The sequence below is a fragment of the Staphylococcus sp. Y174-1 genome, assembly GCF_049897865.1.
Taxonomy (GTDB): domain Bacteria; phylum Bacillota; class Bacilli; order Staphylococcales; family Staphylococcaceae; genus Staphylococcus; species Staphylococcus saprophyticus.
On record NZ_JAFCXB010000001.1, the window covers coordinates 169,958 to 193,053 of the forward strand.

General features: G+C 32.2%; 22 protein-coding genes, 1 pseudogene and 2 other annotated features (1 of these 25 cut by a window edge). Of the genes and pseudogenes, 21 read left to right on the forward strand and 2 right to left on the reverse strand.

The window, feature by feature from the left end; translation table 11 throughout:
- The first annotated feature begins 135 nt into the window (after positions 1 to 135).
- From tig to ACP7BT_RS00980, 11 genes and pseudogenes are all read left to right on the forward strand, one after another.
- Complete coding sequence (gene tig, locus ACP7BT_RS00930; RefSeq protein ID WP_002483068.1) at positions 136 to 1,446, forward strand: trigger factor; 1,311 nt, start codon at positions 136 to 138, stop codon at positions 1,444 to 1,446.
- A 186-nt stretch (positions 1,447 to 1,632) separates the two neighbouring features.
- Positions 1,633 to 2,895, forward strand: coding sequence for an ATP-dependent Clp protease ATP-binding subunit ClpX (gene clpX / locus ACP7BT_RS00935; protein ID WP_002483069.1), 1,263 nt, complete (start codon positions 1,633 to 1,635; stop codon positions 2,893 to 2,895).
- Between the two features lie 171 nt (positions 2,896 to 3,066).
- Positions 3,067 to 3,654, forward strand: coding sequence for a ribosome biogenesis GTP-binding protein YihA/YsxC (gene yihA / locus ACP7BT_RS00940; protein WP_041079989.1), 588 nt, complete (start codon positions 3,067 to 3,069; stop codon positions 3,652 to 3,654).
- A gap of 172 nt (positions 3,655 to 3,826) precedes the next feature.
- Entirely contained in the window at positions 3,827 to 5,158 is a 1,332-nt protein-coding gene (gene hemA / locus ACP7BT_RS00945) for a glutamyl-tRNA reductase (RefSeq protein WP_002483071.1), read from the forward strand.
- Positions 5,159 to 5,179: 21 nt separating this feature from the next.
- On the forward strand, positions 5,180 to 6,016 hold the full coding sequence (gene ccsA / locus ACP7BT_RS00950; RefSeq protein WP_041079988.1) for a cytochrome c biogenesis protein CcsA: 837 nt from the start codon (positions 5,180 to 5,182) through the stop codon (positions 6,014 to 6,016).
- Between the two features lie 53 nt (positions 6,017 to 6,069).
- Positions 6,070 to 6,996 carry a hydroxymethylbilane synthase gene (gene hemC / locus ACP7BT_RS00955; protein WP_002483073.1) on the forward strand — a complete coding sequence of 309 codons (927 nt, stop codon included), beginning with the start codon at positions 6,070 to 6,072 and terminating at the stop codon, positions 6,994 to 6,996.
- Between the two features lie 19 nt (positions 6,997 to 7,015).
- The gene (locus tag ACP7BT_RS00960; protein WP_011302931.1) at positions 7,016 to 7,702 is read left to right on the forward strand and encodes a uroporphyrinogen-III synthase; all 687 of its coding nucleotides are present in this window, start codon (positions 7,016 to 7,018) and stop codon (positions 7,700 to 7,702) included.
- Complete coding sequence (gene hemB, locus ACP7BT_RS00965) at positions 7,692 to 8,669, forward strand: porphobilinogen synthase (RefSeq protein ID WP_002483075.1); 978 nt, start codon at positions 7,692 to 7,694, stop codon at positions 8,667 to 8,669. Before ACP7BT_RS00960 ends, hemB begins: the two co-directional genes overlap by 11 nt.
- Before the next feature lie 19 nt (positions 8,670 to 8,688).
- Positions 8,689 to 9,972, forward strand: coding sequence for a glutamate-1-semialdehyde 2,1-aminomutase (hemL, locus tag ACP7BT_RS00970; protein WP_002483076.1), 1,284 nt, complete (start codon positions 8,689 to 8,691; stop codon positions 9,970 to 9,972).
- 91 nt (positions 9,973 to 10,063) lie between these two features.
- Complete coding sequence (locus tag ACP7BT_RS00975) at positions 10,064 to 11,134, forward strand: AbrB family transcriptional regulator (RefSeq protein WP_037538355.1); 1,071 nt, start codon at positions 10,064 to 10,066, stop codon at positions 11,132 to 11,134.
- A 147-nt stretch (positions 11,135 to 11,281) separates the two neighbouring features.
- Positions 11,282 to 11,716, forward strand: a pseudogene (locus ACP7BT_RS00980) (MFS transporter); the annotation flags it as partial.
- Positions 11,717 to 11,890: 174 nt separating this feature from the next.
- Here ACP7BT_RS00980 and ACP7BT_RS00985 read toward each other — a convergent pair.
- Positions 11,891 to 12,457: a DNA-3-methyladenine glycosylase I gene (locus ACP7BT_RS00985; RefSeq protein WP_002483079.1), complete on the reverse strand. Its 567-nt coding sequence runs from the start codon at positions 12,455 to 12,457 to the stop codon at positions 11,891 to 11,893.
- A gap of 58 nt (positions 12,458 to 12,515) precedes the next feature.
- Positions 12,516 to 12,758, forward strand: a binding site (T-box leader).
- A gap of 42 nt (positions 12,759 to 12,800) precedes the next feature.
- Between ACP7BT_RS00985 and ACP7BT_RS00990 the strand changes: the two genes are divergently transcribed.
- The 6 genes from ACP7BT_RS00990 to ACP7BT_RS01015 all read left to right on the forward strand — a co-directional run bounded on the left by ACP7BT_RS00990 (position 12,801) and on the right by ACP7BT_RS01015 (position 19,895).
- Positions 12,801 to 15,431 (forward strand): valine--tRNA ligase, encoded by a 2,631-nt coding sequence (locus ACP7BT_RS00990; protein WP_326029951.1) that lies wholly within the window; start codon positions 12,801 to 12,803, stop codon positions 15,429 to 15,431.
- Positions 15,432 to 15,442: 11 nt separating this feature from the next.
- Positions 15,443 to 16,717: a bifunctional folylpolyglutamate synthase/dihydrofolate synthase gene (locus ACP7BT_RS00995; RefSeq protein WP_037538309.1), complete on the forward strand. Its 1,275-nt coding sequence runs from the start codon at positions 15,443 to 15,445 to the stop codon at positions 16,715 to 16,717.
- 382 nt (positions 16,718 to 17,099) lie between these two features.
- Positions 17,100 to 17,918, forward strand: a complete 819-nt coding sequence (locus ACP7BT_RS01000; RefSeq protein ID WP_002483082.1) for a squalene/phytoene synthase family protein — start codon at positions 17,100 to 17,102, stop codon at positions 17,916 to 17,918.
- Positions 17,919 to 18,149: 231 nt separating this feature from the next.
- Positions 18,150 to 18,860 (forward strand): prepilin peptidase, encoded by a 711-nt coding sequence (locus ACP7BT_RS01005; RefSeq protein WP_002483083.1) that lies wholly within the window; start codon positions 18,150 to 18,152, stop codon positions 18,858 to 18,860.
- Positions 18,857 to 19,537 (forward strand): RadC family protein, encoded by a 681-nt coding sequence (gene radC / locus ACP7BT_RS01010; RefSeq protein WP_041080563.1) that lies wholly within the window; start codon positions 18,857 to 18,859, stop codon positions 19,535 to 19,537. The genes ACP7BT_RS01005 and radC overlap by 4 nt, the downstream gene beginning before the upstream one ends.
- A 76-nt stretch (positions 19,538 to 19,613) precedes the next feature.
- Positions 19,614 to 19,895 carry a hypothetical protein gene (locus tag ACP7BT_RS01015; RefSeq protein WP_011302939.1) on the forward strand — a complete coding sequence of 94 codons (282 nt, stop codon included), beginning with the start codon at positions 19,614 to 19,616 and terminating at the stop codon, positions 19,893 to 19,895.
- A 356-nt stretch (positions 19,896 to 20,251) separates the two neighbouring features.
- On the opposite strand, the gene ACP7BT_RS01020 is transcribed toward ACP7BT_RS01015, so the two are convergent.
- Entirely contained in the window at positions 20,252 to 20,431 is a 180-nt protein-coding gene (locus tag ACP7BT_RS01020; RefSeq protein ID WP_011302940.1) for a hypothetical protein, read from the reverse strand.
- A 149-nt stretch (positions 20,432 to 20,580) separates the two neighbouring features.
- On the opposite strand from ACP7BT_RS01020, the gene ACP7BT_RS01025 reads away from it, so the two are divergent.
- From ACP7BT_RS01025 to mreD, 4 genes are all read left to right on the forward strand, one after another.
- Positions 20,581 to 21,039, forward strand: coding sequence for a DUF4930 family protein (locus tag ACP7BT_RS01025; RefSeq protein WP_011302941.1), 459 nt, complete (start codon positions 20,581 to 20,583; stop codon positions 21,037 to 21,039).
- A 70-nt stretch (positions 21,040 to 21,109) separates the two neighbouring features.
- Positions 21,110 to 21,268, forward strand: coding sequence for a hypothetical protein (locus ACP7BT_RS01030; protein WP_002483086.1), 159 nt, complete (start codon positions 21,110 to 21,112; stop codon positions 21,266 to 21,268).
- 390 nt (positions 21,269 to 21,658) lie between these two features.
- Positions 21,659 to 22,501, forward strand: a complete 843-nt coding sequence (gene mreC, locus ACP7BT_RS01035; RefSeq protein ID WP_037538318.1) for a rod shape-determining protein MreC — start codon at positions 21,659 to 21,661, stop codon at positions 22,499 to 22,501.
- Entirely contained in the window at positions 22,501 to 23,019 is a 519-nt protein-coding gene (gene mreD / locus ACP7BT_RS01040) for a rod shape-determining protein MreD (RefSeq protein WP_002483088.1), read from the forward strand. Before mreC ends, mreD begins: the two co-directional genes overlap by 1 nt.
- 35 nt (positions 23,020 to 23,054) lie before the next feature.
- Positions 23,055 to 23,096: a sequence feature (ribosomal protein L21 leader region), on the forward strand (it continues 32 nt past the right edge of the window).

Sequence of the window (23,096 nt, forward strand, 5' to 3'; positions counted from 1 at the left end):
TTATAATAAAGCAAATAATTTCAATTTCACAGGAAAATAAAATGTTATAAGCACAGGGTTTGTGTAGTGAATAGTCCTATGCTATAATAGTGTAGTTGAAAAAATAAAATAGGATAATCATGGAGGTTTTTATACATGACAGCAACTTGGGAAAAAAAGGAAGGTAACGAAGGTGTATTAAGCGTTACAGTTCCAGCAGAAAAAGTAGACAAAGCAATTGATCAAGCTTTCAAAAAAGTAGTTAAACAAATCAATGTACCTGGCTTTCGTAAAGGGAAAGTTCCACGTCCAATTTTTGAACAACGCTTTGGTGTAGAAGCTTTATATCAAGATGCAGTTGATATCTTATTACCAGAAGCTTATGGTGAAGCTATTGACGAAACTGGAATTAAACCAGTTGATCAACCAGAAATCAATGTAACATCAATTGAAAAAGGTAAAGAAATGACATTTGAAGCTAATGTTGTTGTAGAACCAGAAGTTCAATTAGGTGACTACAAAGGTTTAGAAGTTGAAAAACAAGATGTTGAATTAACTGATGAAGAATTACAAGAATCAATTGATCATCAATTAGGTCATTTAGCAGAAATGGTTGTTAAAGAAGATGGCGCTATTGAAAATGGCGACACAGTTAACATTGACTTTGATGGCTATGTTGATGGAGAACAATTTGAAGGTGGACAAGCTGAAGGCTACGATCTAGAAATTGGTTCAGGTTCATTTATTCCAGGATTCGAAGAACAATTAGTAGGTGTTAAAACTGGTGAAGAAAAAGATGTTAACGTTACATTCCCAGAAGAATACCATGCTGAAGAATTAGCTGGTAAAGAAGCTACATTCAAAACAAAAGTTAATGAAATTAAATATAAAGATGTTCCAGAATTAACAGATGAAATTGCTAACGAATTAGATTCAGAAGCAAACACTGTTGATGAATATAAAGAAAACTTACGTAAACGTCTAACTGAACAAAAAGAAACAGATGCTGAAAACAATCAAAAAGAAGAAGCAATTAACAAAGCAGCAAACAATGCTTCAATTGATGTTCCAGATGCAATGATTAATACTGAGTTAGATCGTATGGTTCAAGAATTTGGACAACGTATGCAACAACAAGGTCTTAATTTAGAAACTTATTTCCAAATTTCTGGTCAAGATGAATCACAATTAAGAGAACAAATGAAAGACGATGCAGAAGAACGTGTTAAAACAAACTTAACATTAACTGCTATCGCTGATGCAGAAGATATTGAAGTTTCAGATGATGATATCGATAAAGAATTAGAAAAAATGAGTGAACAATTTAATATTTCAGTAGAAGATATTAAACAAACACTAGGTAATACGGATATCGTTAAAAATGATGTACGTATTCAAAAAGTTATCGACTTATTAGTTGATGAAGCTAAATTAGTAGAACCATCTAAAGATGACTCAGAAGCGTAACTAAATATAAATAGAGCAAATTGTTTTGTGAATTATATGTTAGTCGTTTAATATAGTAAACTAGTAGCAGATGCATTCAAATAATGTGTCTGCTACACTATTTTATGCAAATAACTTGTGAAAGGTGCAAGTTGCATATTAAAATACTATCTAGTATAGTCTTTAGGGAATAGGGGTGTAAATAGAATGTTCAAATTCAATGAAGGTGAAGAAAATTTAAAATGCTCTTTCTGTGGTAAAGATCAAGACCAAGTTAAAAAACTAGTAGCAGGAAGTGGCGTGTATATTTGTAATGAGTGTATAGAGCTATGTTCAGAAATAGTTGAAGAAGAATTAGCTCAATCAGAGCCTGAAGGGCTAACTGAATTACCAACACCTAAAGAAATTATGGACAAATTAAATGATTATGTTATTGGACAAGAAAAAGCTAAAAAATCATTAGCTGTTGCTGTTTATAATCATTATAAACGTGTTCAACAATTAGGACCTAACGAAGACGAAGTGGAATTACAAAAAAGTAATGTTGCTTTAATCGGTCCAACTGGTAGTGGTAAAACACTTCTAGCACAAACATTAGCTAAAACATTAAATGTACCATTTGCAATTGCTGATGCTACAAGTTTAACAGAAGCTGGTTATGTCGGTGATGATGTTGAAAATATATTACTACGTTTAATCCAAGCTGCTGATTTTGATATAGATAAAGCTGAAAAAGGTATTATTTATGTCGATGAAATTGATAAAATTGCAAGAAAATCAGAAAACACGTCAATTACACGTGATGTATCTGGTGAAGGTGTCCAACAAGCATTGCTTAAAATTTTAGAGGGCACAACAGCAAGTGTTCCACCACAAGGCGGACGTAAGCATCCAAACCAAGAGTTAATTCAAATTGATACGACTAACATCTTATTTGTACTTGGTGGTGCCTTTGATGGTATTGATGAAGTAATCAAACGTAGATTAGGTGAAAAAGTAATTGGTTTCTCTAGTAGCGAAGCATCTAAGTATGATGAAGATGCGATTCTTGAACAAATTAGACCAGAAGATTTACAATCATATGGTTTAATTCCAGAATTTATTGGACGTGTGCCAATTGTAGCGAACCTTGAGACATTAGATGTAGACGCATTAAAAAACATCTTAACGCAACCGAAAAATGCGTTAGTTAAACAATATACTAAAATGCTTGAACTTGATGATGTCACATTAGAATTTACAGATGAAGCATTGTCAGCAATTAGTAATAAAGCAATAGAACGTAAAACAGGTGCGCGTGGATTACGCTCAATTATCGAAGAAGCATTAATTGATATTATGTACGATGTACCATCTTCTGATGGCGTTGTTAAAGTAGTAATTACTGCAGAAACGATTAATGATGAAAAAGAACCTGAACTTTACGATAAAGATGGAAATCTTGTGAATAAAGAACAAACATCTGCTTAATATATTTTAAGAAGTAAACTGGGAGTGGGACTAAGCAATCAAAGTTAATTGAGATTGCTAACCCACTCCTATTTTTATTCAAAATAACCACTTTATAGTGAGAATACATATTCATTTAATAATTTGTGTAATATAATGAAACAGAGAGTTTAACAGAAAGGAGGGGCGAAAATGAAAGTTAATCCTAACGAAATTGAATTATTGATAAGTGCGGTGAAACCAGAACAATATCCTGAAACAGGTCTAAGTGAAGTCGGTTTAAGTGGAAGATCTAATGTAGGTAAATCTACGTTTATTAATAGCATGATTGGTAGAAAAAATATGGCACGTACGTCACAACAACCTGGGAAAACACAAACACTTAATTTTTATAATATTGATAATCAACTTGTATTTGTCGATGTACCAGGATACGGATACGCTAAAGTGAGCAAAAAACAACGTGAAGCTTTTGGCAAAATGATTGAAAAATATATTTCACAGCGAGAAGAATTAAAATTAGTCATTCAACTTGTAGATTTAAGACATAACCCAACTGAGGATGACATTTTAATGTATAACTACTTAAAATATTATGAAATCCCTACATTTGTGGTAGCAACTAAAGAAGACAAAATTGCAAAAGGTAAAGTACAAAAACACTTAGCAAATATTCAACAAAAATTAGAAATGGAACCGGAAGATGAAATTATAAGTTATTCATCTGTGAAAAATAATAAACAACAACAAATTTGGAATGTTATAGAAGAGTATTTGTAATTATTATAAAGAACAGGCTTTTTATCATTACATATAATAGAAAATTAAGTATAATTATGACAACAATATGACTACAGATTATAATTCTTCTAATTTACAGGACGAGTTACTTAACGCATGTCATAATTGTGTTATAATAAACTTATTGTAATATGTATGGAGGGCGTTATAAATGCATTTAATTGCGGTAAGCATTAATCATCGTACTGCAGATGTAGCACTTAGAGAAAAAGTTGCTTTCAAAGATGATGCCATGCGTTCAGCCAATGTTGATTTATATGAAACGAAATCTATTTTAGAAAACGTTATACTATCAACTTGTAACCGAACAGAAGTATATGCTGTTGCAGATCAAATTCATACGGGTCGCTATTATATACAGAGATTTTTAGCGAGATCATTTGGATTAGATGTTGAGGATATTAAAGATATGACTGAAGTAAAAGTGGGGGACGAAGCAGTAAAACATTTATTGCAAGTCACTTCAGGTTTAGATTCTGTTGTACTAGGTGAGACACAAATTCTAGGGCAAATTAGAAACGCATTCTTTTTAGCTCAAGAAGAAGATACAACAGGCACTATCTTTAATCATCTATTTAAACAAGCAATTACTTTTGCGAAGAAAGCACATAATGAGACTGATATTGCTGATAATGCAGTAAGTGTTTCGTATGCGGCTGTTGAACTAAGTAAAAAAGTGTTTGGCAAAGTCAATAATAAGCAAGCTTTAATTATAGGTGCAGGGGATATGAGTGAATTATCACTCTTAAATTTAATTGGTTCAGGTGTAACTGATATCACAATTGTAAATAGAACATTGAGTAAAGCTCAAGATTTAGCAATGAAACATCATGTTAAATTTGAACCAATGGAATCATTACCAAGACTTTTAGCAGACGTAGATATAGTAATAAGTTCAACAAGTTCAGAAAATTATATTGTGACAAATGAAATGTTGCAATCTATTAGCACTGAACGTAAACACGATTCATTAGTAATGATTGATATTGCGGTTCCTAGGGACATTGAACCGAATATAGATACAATCCACGATATGTTTAGCTATGATGTTGATGATTTGAAAGGTTTAGTAGATGCTAATCTGAGAGAACGACAACTAGCAGCAGAACAAATTATACAAAACATTCCAAATGAAATTGAAGCACATAATGAATGGGTTAATATGTTAGGCGTTGTGCCAGTTATTCGCGCACTTAGAGAAAAAGCCATGTCAATTCAAGAGGATACAATGGATAGTATAGACAGAAAATTACCTGGATTATCTGAAAGAGAACGCAAAATCATTTCAAAACATACAAAAAGCATTATAAACCAAATGTTGAAAGATCCTATAAAACAAGCTAAAGAATTGAGTAGTGATAAGAAAAGTAACGAAAAATTAGAGCTATTTCAAAACATATTTGATATTGAAGCTGAAAATGCATATGAAGCTAAAAAGCAAAAGAACAATATGAAAACAGGTCAAATCTTAAGTTTTGAATAAGCATTAGCAAATGGTGATAATATGCAAGAACTATTATTCATAAGGTTAAATGAACTAATATTATTAATTTATCTATTTAGTATTGCTTGTTATTTTTTTGATTTTATTAAAAGGTTTTATAAGATTAGAAACATTGGATTTGTTACATTGGGGATTGTTTGGGTGTTACAAACAATCTCCTTATCTTTTTACGTAACCGCAACAAATCAAGTGCCATTGGGCAATGTTTTTGATGTATTATTTGCACTTGCGTGGTTGATTATTTCGATATCAATCGTGATTAGTGTGATTAAACAAGTCAATATATCCATTTTCTTATTTAATATAATTGGCTTCGTTTTTATCGCAATTAGTACATTTCAACCTATGCACTATCAAGGTGCTGGTGAAAAATTGAATGTAATCAATGAATTACTTATTGTACACGTAACGTTTGCGATAATAAGTTATGCTGTTTTTGCCTTTGCATTTGTGAATAGCATTTTATACTTAATTCAATTTAAAAATTTGAAACAAAAGCGATTTACTCAAAAATACTTTAGAATTAGTAGTGTAGCTACACTTGAAAAAGTTGTATTTTATAATAGTTTAGTGGGTTTTTTATTTATCATATTAAGCATTATTTTAGGTGCTCAATGGGGCATCAATACGATTGGGATGGATATTTTTGTAGATCCGAAAGTAATTATGTCTGTAATTATTACGATATTGTATGGTTTATACTTATTATTAAGAGTAAGGCAGTCGATATCAAAACATAAGTTGATTTATATTAATATCATTCTATTTTGTTTAAACATGATTAATTTATTATTCACTTCCCATGTTTCTGATTTTCATCAATGGACTGGGATTTAAAGAGATACTAAATATAAATGATGAAACGCTAAATTGCTAGGAGGTTACGCAAAATGCGTAAGTTAGTCGTTGGTTCAAGAAGAAGTAAATTGGCTTTAACACAAAGTCGACAATTTATAGATAAATTAAAAGCTATTGACCCAAGTTTAGAAATAGAAATTAAAGAAATAGTGACAAAGGGTGACCTCATCGTAGATAAACAATTATCGAAAGTAGGCGGAAAAGGCCTTTTTGTGAAAGAAATTCAAAATGAATTATTTAATCATGGCATCGATATGGCGATACATTCTTTGAAAGATGTACCTAGCGTCATTCCTGATGGGTTAACTTTAGGGTGTATCCCTGACCGTGAAAATCCATACGATGCATATATTGCAAAAAATCATGTTCCTTTAAATGAACTTCCTGATAATAGCATTGTGGGAACAAGTTCGTTACGCAGAGGTGCACAAATTCTTGCAAAATATCCTAAGTTACAAATTAAATGGATACGAGGAAATATTGATACTCGTTTAAATAAACTTGAAACAGAAGATTATGATGCAATCATTCTAGCTGCTGCCGGATTAAAACGTATGGGTTGGTCTGATGATATCGTCACGAGCTATTTAGACAAAGAAACATTAATTCCAGCAATAGGTCAAGGTGCATTAGGCATTGAATGTCGTTCAGATGATGAGACCCTTTTATCACTATTGAGCAAAGTTCATAATCAAGATGTTGCTGATTGTGTCACTGCTGAACGTACGTTCTTAACTCGAATGAATGGTAGTTGTCAGGTGCCAATCGGTGGCTATGCAACAAAAGAAGCTGATGGCACAATCGAATTTACAGGGTTAATCATGTCTCCAGATGGTAAAGAACGATATCAGCACACTGTACGTGGCATAGATCCCGTTGCATTAGGTGAAGAAGTGACTAAAGTATTAAATGAACAAGGCGCGTATGAAATAATTAAAGCACTAAACGAAGAACAATAATACTTCGAGGTGAAAATAAATGAGACCAGTTATAGTAATGACTCAAACGAGTGAATTTTATAAATCAGATGTATGTATACTACATAAACCTTTCATAAATGTAGAACCGTTATCATTTAATCTGAATTTACTCGATGTTAATTATGACTGGCTTATTTTTTCGTCCAAAAAAGCTGTGGAATACTTCAAACCCTACTTATCTAAACTGAATTACAAAAAAATTGCTGTGATTGGTGAAAAAACTGCAGATTATTGTACTTCAATTGGATTGAAAGTATCATTTTGTCCTAAAGACTATTCGCAAGAAGGATTTCTGAAAGCATTTAAAACACATGAACAAAGCAATATTTTATTACCTTCTAGCGCAGCTGCTAGGTCCACGCTTGAAGAAGGATTGAAACAACAAAATTATAATGTTCAAAAGATTGATTTATATGAGCCTGTGCCACATACAAAGCATATTAAGCATGTTAAAATGTTGATTGAGCAAGGCAAAGTGGATGCAATTACATTCGCAAGTTCATCCGCAGTGCGTTATTTTTTTGAAGATAATCAAAACGTATCATTTAATAATTATTTTGTGATAGGGCAACAAACGCTGGATACATTGAATCATTATCAAAAACAAGGTATCGTTGCTGATATACAGACATTAGATGCTTTAGTTAATAAAATTTTAGAAAGTTGGGAAGAAAATGCAATTTGATAGACATAGACGTTTACGTAGTAGTAAATCAATGAGAAATTTAGTTAGAGAAACACATGTGAACAAAGAAGATTTAATTTATCCAATCTTTGTAGTAGAACGTGATAATGTTAAAGAAGAAATTAAATCATTGCCTGGCGTTTACCAATTAAGCTTAAATGTATTAGACGAAGAAATTAAAGAAGCATATGATTTAGGCATTAGAGGTGTTATGTTTTTCGGCGTTCCAAATGAAAAAGATGCTATAGGAACAGGTGCATATGATCATAATGGGATTGTTCAAGAAGCTACAAGAAAAGCAAAGGCTATGTATGATGACTTATTAGTTGTTGCAGATACATGCTTATGTGAATATACAGACCACGGTCATTGTGGTGTCATTAATGAACAAACGAAAGATGTAGATAACGATAAATCACTACCATTATTAGTGAAAACAGCTATATCACAAGTTGAAGCTGGTGCGGATATCATTGCACCTAGTAATATGATGGACGGCTTTGTTGCTGAAATCAGAGCAGGTCTAGATGACGCTGGATATTATAATGTCCCAATTATGAGTTACGGAATTAAATATGCATCAAGTTTCTTTGGTCCTTTCCGTGATGCTGCAGAATCAACACCACAGTTTGGAGATCGTAAGACTTATCAAATGGATCCAGCTAATCGTAGAGAAGCATTGAGAGAACTAGATAGTGATTTACGTGAGGGCGCAGATATGATGATTGTTAAGCCAGCCCTTAGCTTCTTAGATATTATTAGAGATGTTAGAAATACTACGAACGTTCCAGTTGTTGCATATAATGTAAGTGGTGAGTACAGTATGACTAAAGCCGCATCATTGAATGGTTGGATAGACGAAAAAGCAGTTGTTATGGAACAAATGACTTCCATGAAACGTGCTGGTGCGGATATGATTATTACGTATTTTTCAAAAGATATTTGTCGTTATTTAGACGAACAATAGTGATTAGGAGGTTATGTGAATGCGTTACAGTAACTCAGAAAAAGCAATGGCTAAAGCCGAAGAATTAATGCCTGGTGGTGTAAACAGTCCAGTAAGAGCATTTAAATCTGTTGATACACCAGCCATATTTATGGATCATGGTGAAGGTTCAAGAATTTATGATATTGATGGTAATGAATACATCGATTATGTATTAAGTTGGGGTCCTTTAATTTTAGGACACAAAAATAAACAAGTCATTGAAAAGATACATGAAGCGGTGGACAAAGGAACAAGTTTTGGTGCTTCAACATTACAGGAGAATAAATTAGCTGAACTTGTTATCGAACGTGTACCATCTATAGAAAAAGTGCGTATGGTATCTTCAGGTACTGAGGCGACGTTAGATACATTACGCTTGGCTCGTGGTTATACAGGTAGAAATAAAATTGTGAAATTTGTAGGTTGTTACCATGGTCATAGTGACTCACTATTAATAAAAGCTGGTTCTGGTGTAGCAACACTTGGATTACCTGATTCACCGGGTGTGCCAGAAGGTATTGCAAAAAACACAATTACAGTACCTTATAATGATTTAGATGCAATCAAAGTTGCGTTTGAAGAATTCGGTGACGATATCGCAGGCGTAATTGTTGAGCCTGTAGCTGGTAACATGGGTGTGGTACCTCCAGTTGAAGGTTTTTTACAAGGCTTAAGAGATATCACAACAGCGTATGGTTCGTTATTGATTTTCGATGAGGTAATGACTGGATTCCGTGTAGGATATAACTGTGCACAAGGATACTTCGATGTCACTCCTGATTTAACTTGCTTAGGTAAAGTAATCGGTGGTGGATTGCCAGTAGGTGCATTCGGAGGTAAAAAAGAAATTATGGATCAAATTGCCCCAACAGGTGATATTTATCAAGCTGGTACATTATCCGGTAATCCATTAGCCATGACGAGCGGCTACGAAACATTAAGTCAATTAACACCTGAAACGTATGACTATTTCAATAAATTAGGTGATTTACTAGAGCAAGGCTTAAAAGATGTTTTTGCCAAACATAATGTGCCAATCACTGTAAATCGTGCTGGTTCTATGATAGGATATTTCTTAAATGCAGGGCCAGTAACGAATTTTGAACAAGCTAACAATAGCGATTTAGAAATGTTTAGCCAAATGTATAGAGAAATGGCAAAAGAGGGCGTATTTTTACCACCTTCACAATTTGAAGGAACGTTCCTTTCTACTTCACATACTGAAGAAGATATTAACAAAACCATACAAGCATTTGATACAGCATTAAGTCGAATTGTATAAAGTTTAAATGATGCCCGAGCAACCAATGTGTTGAGCGGGCATTTTATTTGGATTTACTGTGATTGACGATAATGATGAAAGTTGTGAGAACATGAATAAGCAATTAAGAAATAATATGATCGTATTACTGTTCGCCGTGATATTAAGTTTGATATTAAACGCAGCGCATATATTGTTGCCATTCATGTTTGGTCCTATTATTGCAAGTGTGATTTGTGTGAGGGTCTTTCGTCTAGAGATTGAATGGCCATTTTGGCTTAGTCAGATAGGTTTGGTTTTGCTAGGTGTTCAAATTGGTTCAACTTTCACTAAAAATGTAATATTAGATATTAAAGATGATTGGTTAACGATTATTTTGATTACTGTCATGTTGTTAGCCCTAGCATTAGTGATAGCATTCTTTTTCAAAAAAATTGCCAAAGTTAATACGGAAACTGCTATTCTTAGTGTGATTCCAGGGGCTTTAAGTCAAATGTTAATCATGGCGGAAGAAAATAAAAGAGCAAATATTATGGTAGTCAGTTTGACACAAACTTCAAGGATTATTTTTGTAGTTATTCTAGTACCATTTATTTCTTACTTTTTCAGAGATAATGGTAGTAATGGTAGCCCTGAAAAGGCGACAACGAAGGTACTGACAGATGCAGTATCAATTCCCCAAATATTACTTTTAGCATTAGCAGTTTTTATTGTTTATATCATAATGAGTAAGATTAATTTTCCAACGAAACAGTTACTAGCACCGATTATAGTACTTATTAGTTGGAATTTAATTACAGGTGTAACATTTACTCTAGATAATTATATTATTGCGTCGGCCCAGGTGATCTATATGATTCGCATTGGTCTACAAATAGCTAAGTTGCTAGATCAAATGAAAGGGAGAATTGCAGTTGCGATTGCATTTCAAAATGTACTTTTGATATTACTTGCCTTTATCATGGTGTTGCTAATTTCGATGGTGTCTAATCATTCTGTAAATGAATTGTTCCTTGGTGCTGCACCTGGTGGCATGAGCCAAATCGTATTAGTAGCAATTGAAACAGGTGCCGATGTGGCGCTGATATCGAGTTATCATATTTTTAGGATATTCTTTATTTTATTCTTAATTGCACCTTTATTAGGTCATTTACTCAAATATATAGATAGATCACATTCTTAGAGCTATTAGAATTTATTGATTTACTATTGAGTTTGATTAGGTATTTTAAAATGAAATATGTTCACAAATAACCTTCTATGAATAGAAGGTTATTTTTTAATGAAAACAAAATGCATAAAATAATAATCAGACATTTTAAGGGGATTATCATTAATTTCATTCCAATTTTTAAATATGGGTAACTTAATATTCTTATTTATAGGTCTACTAATGATCGGTATCGTATTATCAGTCTACGAAGGCACAATGCCAGGCACACTACCGACACTATTCTTTTCAAATGTTCGTTATAGAACACTGTCTTGGACATTTAACATTTCAGTGTCTGTGTTTGGTGGTACGACACCTTTAGTAGCGACATGGTTGGTACATGAAACTGGAAACAACATTGCCCCAGGCTTTTATTGGTTAATAGTGAGTATTATTGGCCTTATAGTTGTCGTGTTTTTATTTAAAGACACTTCAAAACAGTCTTTAAAAGGCTCTTATCCAACTGTTTCTAATGAAAAAGAATTTAAAATAGCTGTTGAAAACCCTAAGGATTCATTATGGTGGCATTCAGAAAGCCAACAAAATAAATAATCTATTAATTACATTATGAAACAGCGATGTACTTTTTAATGATTTCATTTTACTTATAACAAATGAAATCATTGAAAAGTATTTTTTTATTTAAAAATAAGCATATAGGTTATGAATATATACGAGTCACTTTTACAAGTAATTTAGTTTAACAAATTTTAATCATCTAATTATTTAGTTATGGTTATAAATCGGATTGTTTGGACAAGACTGCAAATGCGCATTATACAATCCAGCAGCCTCTAAAAATGAAAAAACTGTTACTGGACCTAAAAATTTGAACCCATAACTTTTTAAAGATTTTGAAAGTTTTGTTGCACGTTCATCTACAGTAATTCGGTCACTAGGTTGTTTGTAACCACAATTAATGGGTTCATAATCAACAGTTGACCATAAATAATCACTGAAACTACCGTAGTCTTTTTCAATTTCAAAGTAACCTTTTGCTTGACTTACAATTGCTTCTAATTTTTTTCTGTTATGTACGATATTAGGGAAAGTCATTAATTGATCAATATCCTTATCTGTCATTTTTACAATTTGATGAGGATCGAAATCATAAAATGCTTGTTCATAGGATTCTTTTTTCTTTAATATTGTTAACCATGAAAGACCAGCATGTTGAGATTCTAGTGCTAAGAGTTTAAACAATTTGAGACTATCATATAGTGGTTGCCCCCATACTTCGTCATGATATTTTAAATAGATTGGATCTTTGGTACCAAATGCACAGTCGTTCATAAATTTCACTCCATTTTATTGACTTATTTTAACATCCATTATACTATAATTAAGTAAATAAATATTGTCTACTGGGAAGAGTAAATAGGCTTGAATTTAACAGAGAGTACAAGAATGCTGAAAATGTACAATTTAACTTATTGAAGGTAGCCCACATTGAACTTTAACTGAACACTAATCATATGAAGATATCTGTTTAATAGGTTAAAGCGTGCTTGAGCGTTAATCATGTAATTAAGTGCTTGAAATTAGTTTGTAATTTCTTGAATTTAGGTGGTACCACGGAATATCCGTCCTATTTTGATAGGGCGGATATTTTTATTTTTAAGGAGGATTTTAACACATGGAAATGAAACCAAAATATAATCCAAGGGAAGTTGAGTCTGGACGTTATGACCAATGGGTAAACAGTGGATATTTTAAAGCAAAAGATGATCAATCTAAAGAAACATACACAATCGTTATTCCGCCTCCAAATGTAACTGGTAAATTACATCTTGGTCATGCTTGGGATACAACATTACAAGATATATTGACACGTATGAAACGCATGCAGGGTTACGATACCTTATATCTGCCAGGCATGGATCATGCAGGCATTGCGACACAAGCTAAAGTAGAAGCAAAATTAAATGAACAAGGTTTATCTCGACATGATTTAGGAAGAGAAAAATTCTTGGAGCAAGCATGGGACTGGAAAGAGGAATATGCAAACTTTATCAGACAACAATGGGCTAAACTTGGTCTTGGTCTAGATTATAGTAGAGAAAGATTCACATTGGATGAAGGTTTAAGTAAAGCAGTTAAAAAAGTATTCGTTGATATGTACAATAAAGGCTTGATTTATCGTGGCGAATATATTATTAATTGGGATCCTATTGCGCGCACGGCTTTATCAGATATTGAAGTTATACATGAAGATGTGCAAGGCAAATTTTACCATTTTAAATATCCTTATGCAGATGGTAATGGTTATATTGAAATTGCAACGACGCGTCCAGAAACGATGTTAGGTGACACTGCAATTGTGGTTAACCCGAATGATGAACGTTATAAAGACGTAATAGGTAAAACAGTTATTTTACCTATTGTAGGTAGAGAATTACCAATATTGGCTGATGAATATGTAGATATTGAATTTGGTAGTGGTGCGATGAAAGTTACACCTGCGCATGACCCAAATGATTTTGAAATAGGTAATCGACATGATTTAGAGCGTATTATTGTCATGGATGAATCAGGTAAGATGAATGACAAAGCTGATAAATACCAAGGCATGGATCGTTTTGATTGTCGTGAACAATTAGTAAAAGATTTAGAAGCGGAAAACCTAGTCATTAAAATTGAAGAGCATGAACATTCAGTTGGTCATTCTGAGCGTTCTGGTGCAGTCGTAGAACCTTATTTATCTACGCAATGGTTCGTTAAGATGAAACCACTTGCTGAACAAGCATTAAATAACCAAAAAACAGACGACAGAATCGATTTTGTTCCAGCCCGCTTCGAAAAAACATTTAATCGATGGATGGAAGAAATTCGAGATTGGACAATATCTAGACAACTTTGGTGGGGGCATCAAATTCCAGCATGGTACCATAAGGAAACTGGTGAAATATTTGTAGGTGAGTATGAACCAGAAGATATTGAAAACTGGGTACAAGATGAAGATGTCTTGGATACTTGGTTCTCCAGTGCTTTATGGCCGTTTTCTACACTAGGCTGGCCTGATGTCGAAGCAGATGACTTCCAACGTTATTTCCCAACAAATGCTTTAGTGACTGGTTATGATATTATCTTTTTCTGGGTAGCTAGAATGATTTTCCAAGGATTAGAATTTACTGGAAAACGTCCGTTCAATGATGTATTATTACATGGATTGGTTCGTGCGGAAGATGGCCGTAAGATGAGTAAATCGCTCGGTAATGGTGTTGACCCAATGGGTGTTATTGATGAATATGGCGCTGATAGTTTACGCTATTTCTTAGCCACAGGATCGTCACCAGGTCATGATTTACGTTATTCTACTGAAAAAGTGGAGTCTATATGGAATTTTATTAACAAAATTTGGAATGCTGCGAGATTCAGTATTATGAATATTGGTGAAGACTTTACGGTAGAACAAGTTGACTTATCAGGTGATTTATCACTTGCTGACAAGTGGATTTTAACTCGCTTAAACGAAACAATTGAGAATGTAACGGAATTAAGTGATAAATATGAGTTTGGTGAAGTAGGCAGAACGTTATATAATTTCATATGGGATGAATTCTGTGATTGGTATATTGAAATGAGTAAGATACCAATGAATGGTGAAGACGAAGCACAGAAACAAATCACGCGCTCTGTACTTACTTATGTACTAGATAATACGATGAGAATGCTACACCCATTCATGCCATTTGTGACTGAACAAATTTGGCAAAATTTACCTCACGAAGGTGAAACAATTGTTAAAGCTGCTTGGCCAAAAGTAAACGAAGCGCTTGTTTTTGATGATAGTAAAGAAACAATGCAGCAACTCGTTGAAATTATAAAATCTGTGAGACAGTCACGCTTAGAAGTGGATACACCTTTATCTAAGGCGATTCCAATTTTCATTAAAGCAAAAGATGAAAATATTAAAGAAACATTGTTGAATAATTCAAATTATATAGATAGATTTTGTCATCCAAGTGAATTAACGATTGATACAACAATTGAAATTCCTGAAAAAGCAATGACATCTGTAACGACAGCCGGTGAAGTTGTACTTCCATTAGAAGGTTTGATTGATATGGATAAAGAGATTGCACGTTTAGAAAATGAACTTTTAAAATGGGAAAAAGAGCTAGATCGAGTAAATAAAAAATTAGCAAATGAAAACTTCGTCAATAAAGCACCTGAAAAAGTGATTAATGAAGAACGTGAGAAAAAGCAAACCTATCAAGAGAAATATGATGGTGTTAAATTACGAATTAATCAATTAAAAGCATAGGAGTCCTTAAGATGAATTACCTAGATAGCTTATATTGGATACACGAGCGAACTAAGTTTGGTATAAAGCCAGGCGTCAAACGCATGGAATGGATGCTAGAGCGCTTGAATAATCCACAATTTAATATAAATGGTATTCATGTAGGTGGTACAAATGGTAAAGGATCGACCGTTTCATATTTGAGATCAGCACTTGTTGATAACGGATATGAAGTGGGCACATTCACTTCACCATTTATCGAGACCTTCAATGAACGCATTAGTTTAAATGGGAATCCAATAAGTGATGATGAGATTGTTGCACTCGTTCAACACGTCAAACCCGTCAGTGAAGCATTAGAAATAGAAACAGAACTTGGCACTGCTACCGAATTTGAAATTATAACAACAATGATGTTTTTATATTTTGGAGAAATTCATCCAGTAGATTTTGTTATAGTCGAAGCAGGATTAGGTATTAAAAATGATTCGACTAATGTATTTAAACCAATATTATCAATCCTTACAAGTATTGGGTTAGATCATACAGACCTTTTAGGTGATACTTATGTAGATATCGCGAAAGACAAAGGCGCTATCGTTAAACCTAATACACCTGTTATTTATGCCGTGAAAAACGATGAAGCACTTAAAGTGATTAGAGATTATGTTGAGCAACAAGAGGCTGAAGGCATCGAATTAGATCGCGATATTAGTATTATTTCAGAAGATGAAGAATTTACTTATCGCTATAAAGATTATGAATTAGAAACACTACTTCTGAATATGGTCGGTGAACATCAAAAAGAAAATGCAGCTCTAGCGATTACGGCATTAATTGAATTAAATGAAGATGGTATCGTTGATTTAGATTTCAATAAAATGATAGATGGTATAGAATCCGTAAGTTGGACTGGTAGAATTGAACAAGTAAAAGATCTGCCTTTAATGATTATGGATGGAGCGCATAATGTAGAAAGCGTAGAAGCGTTAATTAGCACAATTAAGCAATATTACAACATAGAAAATATAGATATCTTGTTTTCAGCAATTAAAGGAAAGCCCATCAATGCCATGGTAGATCAACTTAAAACGATTGCATCGACATTCTATATTACTGATTTTGATTTCCCGAAAGCCTTAACAAAAGAAGAGATTTTTGAAGACGTCAGATATGATCAAAAAGCACTTGTTGATGATTATGTTAAGTTTATAGAAACTTATGAGGGTGAAGGTTTAATCATTACTGGCAGTTTATACTTTATTAGCGAAGTAAAATCTAAAGTGAATTTTAATGAGAGCAATTAGGACATAAATGATGCATATATTAAAGTATAGCAATATGTCTAGTTATATGAGCTTGAGTTTAATACTACCTAAACTGAAACTTATTCGTAAGTGCTACTAAAATTCTATATGGTTTACTAATGTTAAAGTTCTTTAGTGAAGCGTAACTTTAAGATTAACAGGCTGAGACATCATTGATGTTTCAGCCTGTTGTTGTTTTAGTTTCAATGATATACGTGTGAGGTAATATATTATTATGAAGAAAATATGTATTTATGATAGAAATTCAACGTAGTATACGGGCGCTAAGCGTATTGAATTTCGTCTAAAAATGAAACATATATTTCCTATTTAAATTTGGTGTTATATGATAGTATTTACAAAGGGGAGGTATGAGAATAAAATGGCAGACAAGAAATTCCCAAAAGATGCAATGCGAGTTTTAAAAGAGACAAGCCGAACTTTTTATATACCGATTACTTTTTTAGAAAAAGAATTAAAGCATACGGTAGCTTCTGCGTATCTCGTATTACGAGCAATAGATGAAATTGAAGACCATGAAGCATTAAGTAACGATATGAAATACAATATGCTCATGCAAATAAGTGAATTATTTAAGGAAACATTCGACGAGGATAAATATTTACAAATTTTAGCGCCTGTTAAAAATGACATGCCTGAAGTTACAATACGATTAGGCGAATGGATAGATGCTTGTCCAGAACATACGAGAGCTGTTGTATTAGAGGCTTCAAGTGAGATGGCGTATGGTATGGCAAAATGGGCGAAAGCCAATTGGGATATCCATACTAAAGCGGATTTAGATGACTATACATATTATGTTGCAGGACTTGTTGGTGTGATGCTTTCACAACTTTGGGATCTTTGCGCTGGCGTTAAAACAGACCGAGATTTAGCTATAGGATATGGTCGAGGTTTACAAGCTGTAAATATTCTGAGAAATCAACATGAAGATTATGAAGAACGAGGCGTAAGTTTTGTTCCAGATGATTGGGACAGAGATGACTTGTTCGAATATGCTCAAGATAATTTAGCTAAAGCTGATGCTTATATGAAAGACATTAATAAAAAGACAATATTATTATTTTGTCGCTTACCATTGGCACTTGCACATAAATCGCTTAAAGCGATGAAAAATGGACGTGAAAAAATATCACGTTCTGAAGTAGAAGAAACAGTTGAAGAAATACAAAAAGATTAATGATGCATTAAAAATGTCTCAGTTAGAATTAATAAAGAAACAGCAATCAAATTTATATTTGATTGCTGTTTCTTTATTTTAGTGAGTATATACAAACTATTGCTAATTATAACTTTCATTTCAGAACAAAAAATAAATTTAAATTTAATATTATATTAATATTATCTGTTTTTGTTAATTTTGTTATTTAATAAATAAATTATGTTATAATGAGTGATAGGAGGTGCTTAAGTGTTTCTATTGTTTTTAATTTGCCCTATTTTATTTAGTTATTTATATCAGTTAAGTTTTGTAGAGAAGCTTGATTTGACTTACTTTAAATTCCGTTCGCATTGCGATTATTGTTATCGACAACTTCGAATTTATGAAATGATCCCGATATTTAGCTTTTTATTTCAAAGAGGTAAAACGACATGTTGTAATAAACAACTCAATCGTTGTTATTTCGTTGGTGAAAGTCTTGCTTTATTACCAGTATTTTTTGTACTACAATATAACACTTTATTAAACATAGATTATTCCACTTTTTTACTCATTTATTTATTCTTACTTGTGCTTGCACTTTATGATATTGCTACTTTTTCAATCCCCTTACATATGCTGTTTGTTTTTACATTTTGTATTTGTGTTATAGTACCGATACATTTCATTTCTTTTTTACTCGTAAGTAGTTTACTTCATTTAATATATTTCTTTTGTAATAAATCAATTGGATACGGAGACATTCTTGTCTTCTCTGTATTAGCATTAGCACTGCCGTTTTCTTTATTTAGATACCTTTTTTTATTTACTTTTATTATCGGTGGCGTATTTGCGTTATTTCATTTCATATTTTTTAGAAATACCAAACAGTGTGTACCACTGATTCCTTTTATCTTTCTTGCATTTAATCTCACAATCATATTCCAACAAAGTATAAGCTACGGAGTGAAGTTCTTATGAAAATAAATGATCTTGCAAATCATCAAAAACCCAGGGAGCGTATGTTAAATTATGGTGCCTCTCATCTATCACATGCTGAATTACTAGCAATTTTAATTAATACTGGTAGAAAAGGATATTCTAGTTTAGATATTGCGAATGAATTACTTAAATCTATTGTGAATTTAAAAGAATTAAAGCATCTATCAATTAATGATTTAAATAAAATCAAAGGCGTTGGACTATACAAAGCACTCACTTTAAAAGCTGCTTTTGAATTAGGTGAACGAATGCATTCTGGAAGTGTTGATGATAAAATTCAAATCAATAGCCCTAAAGATGTAGCAGACTTTATGATGGGGAAAATGGAACATTTAACTCAAGAAAAATTTATAGCGTTATTTTTAAATTCTAAGAATATCATTATCAAGCAAAAAACAATTTTTATGGGGACATTGAATAGTGCTATTGTGCATCCTCGAGAAATCTACAGTGAAGCAGTTAAATGTGCAAGTAATGCAATTATTGTCCTTCATAACCATCCTTCAGGCGATACTACACCATCACTAGAGGATATTAAAACTACAGATAGATTACGAGAATGTGGAGATATATTAGGCATACAATTATTAGATCATGTCATTATTGGTGATCATACATATTTAAGTATGGTTGAAGAAGGTTACTTTGACATATAATAGAATGTCTAATTTCAATTTTTTGTTATAAAATAGATGAGGTATAATGAAATAGTTAACTAAGGAGGGAGAATGTTTGGGGATTTTATTTTTAATTGGGCTATTAATTCCAGTTGTATATTTAATGCAACTGACAAAAAAGAAAGTAGCTATTAATTTGAAACGGACAATAAATACAATTGTCATCTCGATCATTAGTGTTTTAATAGTAACCATTTTATTTATTGTCTTTAATCATGCGAAAATTGAGATATGGCATACTGTTATCAGTGCAATCATTGTATCAATCGTATGGGCATTATTATTAAGCGCGTGTTATTATGTTTATCAAATACTTTCTAATAATGTAAAAAAATAAGTTGTTTCTTTTAAATATAGTAATAGTTGATGTACGACTGAATTAAGTATGATTAAATTTTAACCATGAATGCATTATAAAAATAATTTGATGTAGAAAGCTAAAATCAAAATTTCGATTAATCATTTCATGCTCCAATTCAAGAATGGATGACAATGTTACGGTTCATCTATAAACTAAAGCGCATACAAAACCATCGCTAATTTTGAGTTAAAAACAGTTTTATAACGTAGAGATGTTTATCACTATGCATTAAAAAAGCCTGAGGCATCTATTCATGCCTCAGGCTCAGATTATTCACATGCATCTTACTCAAATGAATCTATTCACTGTTTTCCAATTTCATAAATATTAATTTAATTTATAAAGTTGAAATAGTAGTTAAAATGATCCATGATCCAAAGAATTCCTTGATATCCTAAGTAGATACATAATACAATGATTCCAATATATATTAAAACTCTTAATAAAGATAAACCTACTCTAAATAATAGTATAACCAAGAGGGCAAGCAGGATTATAGATAAAATATTCATTCTATGTTCACTCCCTTTGCTTTTAATTGTACTATGAATTGAATGACTATTCATCAATCTATGGGGAACTTTTTAAATACTACTTCAGACTGATGATTTTTTATGGGTAAAATTTTATAATTTAACATGACTTAATAGGAGGATGGTTCATGCGTTTTATATTTAGCATCATTAAAAATATTGTAGCAATTATAGCAATCGTTATTATTGTATTCTTTGCGCTTAAATATGCACCTTTTTTAAAAGACCAACAATGGAATCCAGTTAGTAACGATGAACCATCTGTAAACCATACGCAAACGAAAAAAGATTTAGCTGGAGGTCAACGTTATACTGTTAAAGATAATGATATATTGAATAACGTGCCACTCAGCCAAACTAAAAATGTTTTTGATTGGATAGATAAAAAAGAATTCATGTCTGTATCTGGCATATACAGGATGGGATACAGTGATGATTATTTAGCTGGTCAGCGCGGAGATGAATTTATTATTTATAAATTTGGCTCAGATTCAATCAGAGTATATAGAACAGAAATAGAGATGGAGCAAGATTTAAACCAACTGGGTGAACATATAGAACTATTACCACCTTCAAGCTACGAGTAAGGCGTTTGAATTCTATGCTAAAATGCGTTAGCCTTATATAAGTAAAAACGTTAAAGGTTGGTGTCTAATTATGAGTGAAGAAAAATCTAATGATAAAAAAGTAGATGAGCAAGCTAAAGCACAAAATCTATTTGCACGTTGGAGAAAAGAAGAAACATTATATAAAGAAGATGAAAAAGAAGCCGAAAAGAACGCTAACACTGAAACTTCAGAAGAAGATAAATCATAATATTTAGTTCATAGGTAATTAAGTCTGAAACCAAAACGTTTCAGGCTTATTTTATTATAATGTAACGACTTTTATTTGTTTGAATTGTAGTTTCAGATTTGAACAATGAGTGGGTAACTATACTATGTTTTATATAGATAATACGTCTTAGCACTTTATTTATTTAATATCGATCATTTTAATACACTATTCACGTTGAAAATTGTTATAATACAATGTATCGTTCTCTTATATATTAATTAAAAGTAGTTTGTTAAAGTTTGTATTAATAGAATACCTAAACAAAAAGAACTGATTTGAAAATTATTGAGGTTCGTGCTTTATTTCAAACTATGAGTAATATAAAATGATAGAAGAACATAAAATAGTCGTGTAATAGAGGTGTTTAGGTTGTCAAAGTTTTTTAAAAACAACAAATTGATTGTTATTTTGTGTGCAATCATTGTGTTTATTGCCTTAATAGGCGTGTCTTTACGTTCGCAATCGCAATCACCGGTAGAACAATACGTAGGGGATTCTGTAGCGTTTGGACAAAAAGCGGTAAGTTATCCTGTGCAATTTGTGACTGGATCAATTAATAATCTATTTTCAAACGATGGTTCAAAAGAGCAATCGAAAAAATTGAAGCAATTAGAAGCTGAAAATGAAAGATTAGAAAGTGAAAATAAAAAGTATAAAAAAGAATTGGATATTGAAGATATATCTAAGTTTGAACCCATCTCTAGTACGGTTTTATCTAGGAATCCAGATCAGTGGATGAATACATTAATCATTAATCAAGGGTCTAAAGATGGCATTCAAGATAATATGGCTGTCATGACATCAGAAGGCTTAGTTGGTCGTATTTCTAAAGTTAATCAATTTTCATCTCAGGTTGATTTGATTTCAACCAATACACGTGCCAATCGATTATCAGTAAATATCCAACACGATAGTAAAAATGTCTTTGGTTTAATTGATCATTATGATTCGAAAAGTGAAGAATTAGTAATTACTGATATTAATAACAAAGATAGCATTAAAAAAGGAGATAAAGTTGTTACGAGTGGTTTAGCGGATCAACTACCTAGCAGTATTTACATAGGAGAAGTATCTAAAGTTGAAAATGATGAGTATGGGCTATCGAAAGAGGTTCGAGTTAAAACGGCAGCTAATTTATCAGACTTAAACCATGTTTATGTAGCTAAAAGAGATCCTAAGACGATACCTGACGATGGAAGTGGGGATAATTAATGCGAGCTTTATACTACTTTCTAATCGGTATAGTTTTATTCTATATTGACACAGTTATTGGGTTAGTCATTCCAATGCAAATAGGGGATAAGGACATTGTTTTTGTACCTCATTTGATGCTTATGTATTTACTATTAATTTGTGTTTACAGAAGCTTTGGTGTTGCTATGATTTTAGCTGCTGTATTTGGAATAGTAACGGACCTTTATTTCGGTAGTTTTTACGGATTATATTTATTTGGCTTCATTTTATTTGTTGTCATCATGGACTTTTTCTTTAAAACGTTTTATAGAGATAACACGATGCTATTTATTACGGTTTGGTTAAGTACGATATTCTTAGAAATATACGTTGCAATCATTTATAGTATATTAGGTTTAATTGCATTTAATTTTATAGACTTTATTGTTTTCAGACTAATACCAACACTAATATTAAATTTCATTTTATTAGTGATACTATATCCAATTATTACTAAATTCTTCAGAAAAGTACAAATGAAGATTGACAGTAAGTAATCGTAATGCTAAAATGCAGTAGTTGAGTAGTTTTTAGCTACATACAACCGCTCGGATTCAGGTTAAAGTACATGTAT

Coding starts and splice junctions, on each gene's coding strand:
- ACP7BT_RS01025 (WP_011302941.1), top strand. CDS start 20,581: ATGCGTTTTATATTTAGCATCATTAAAAATATTGTAGCAATTATAGCA.
- ACP7BT_RS00990 (WP_326029951.1), top strand. CDS start 12,801: ATGGAAATGAAACCAAAATATAATCCAAGGGAAGTTGAGTCTGGACGT.
- yihA (WP_041079989.1), top strand. CDS start 3,067: ATGAAAGTTAATCCTAACGAAATTGAATTATTGATAAGTGCGGTGAAA.
- hemC (WP_002483073.1), top strand. CDS start 6,070: ATGCGTAAGTTAGTCGTTGGTTCAAGAAGAAGTAAATTGGCTTTAACA.
- ccsA (WP_041079988.1), top strand. CDS start 5,180: ATGCAAGAACTATTATTCATAAGGTTAAATGAACTAATATTATTAATT.
- ACP7BT_RS01020 (WP_011302940.1), bottom strand. CDS start 20,431: ATGAATATTTTATCTATAATCCTGCTTGCCCTCTTGGTTATACTATTA.
- ACP7BT_RS00995 (WP_037538309.1), top strand. CDS start 15,443: ATGAATTACCTAGATAGCTTATATTGGATACACGAGCGAACTAAGTTT.
- ACP7BT_RS00960 (WP_011302931.1), top strand. CDS start 7,016: ATGAGACCAGTTATAGTAATGACTCAAACGAGTGAATTTTATAAATCA.
- hemB (WP_002483075.1), top strand. CDS start 7,692: ATGCAATTTGATAGACATAGACGTTTACGTAGTAGTAAATCAATGAGA.
- ACP7BT_RS00985 (WP_002483079.1), bottom strand. CDS start 12,457: ATGAACGACTGTGCATTTGGTACCAAAGATCCAATCTATTTAAAATAT.
- ACP7BT_RS01030 (WP_002483086.1), top strand. CDS start 21,110: ATGAGTGAAGAAAAATCTAATGATAAAAAAGTAGATGAGCAAGCTAAA.
- mreD (WP_002483088.1), top strand. CDS start 22,501: ATGCGAGCTTTATACTACTTTCTAATCGGTATAGTTTTATTCTATATT.
- clpX (WP_002483069.1), top strand. CDS start 1,633: ATGTTCAAATTCAATGAAGGTGAAGAAAATTTAAAATGCTCTTTCTGT.
- radC (WP_041080563.1), top strand. CDS start 18,857: ATGAAAATAAATGATCTTGCAAATCATCAAAAACCCAGGGAGCGTATG.
- hemL (WP_002483076.1), top strand. CDS start 8,689: ATGCGTTACAGTAACTCAGAAAAAGCAATGGCTAAAGCCGAAGAATTA.
- ACP7BT_RS01000 (WP_002483082.1), top strand. CDS start 17,100: ATGGCAGACAAGAAATTCCCAAAAGATGCAATGCGAGTTTTAAAAGAG.
- tig (WP_002483068.1), top strand. CDS start 136: ATGACAGCAACTTGGGAAAAAAAGGAAGGTAACGAAGGTGTATTAAGC.
- hemA (WP_002483071.1), top strand. CDS start 3,827: ATGCATTTAATTGCGGTAAGCATTAATCATCGTACTGCAGATGTAGCA.
- ACP7BT_RS00975 (WP_037538355.1), top strand. CDS start 10,064: ATGAATAAGCAATTAAGAAATAATATGATCGTATTACTGTTCGCCGTG.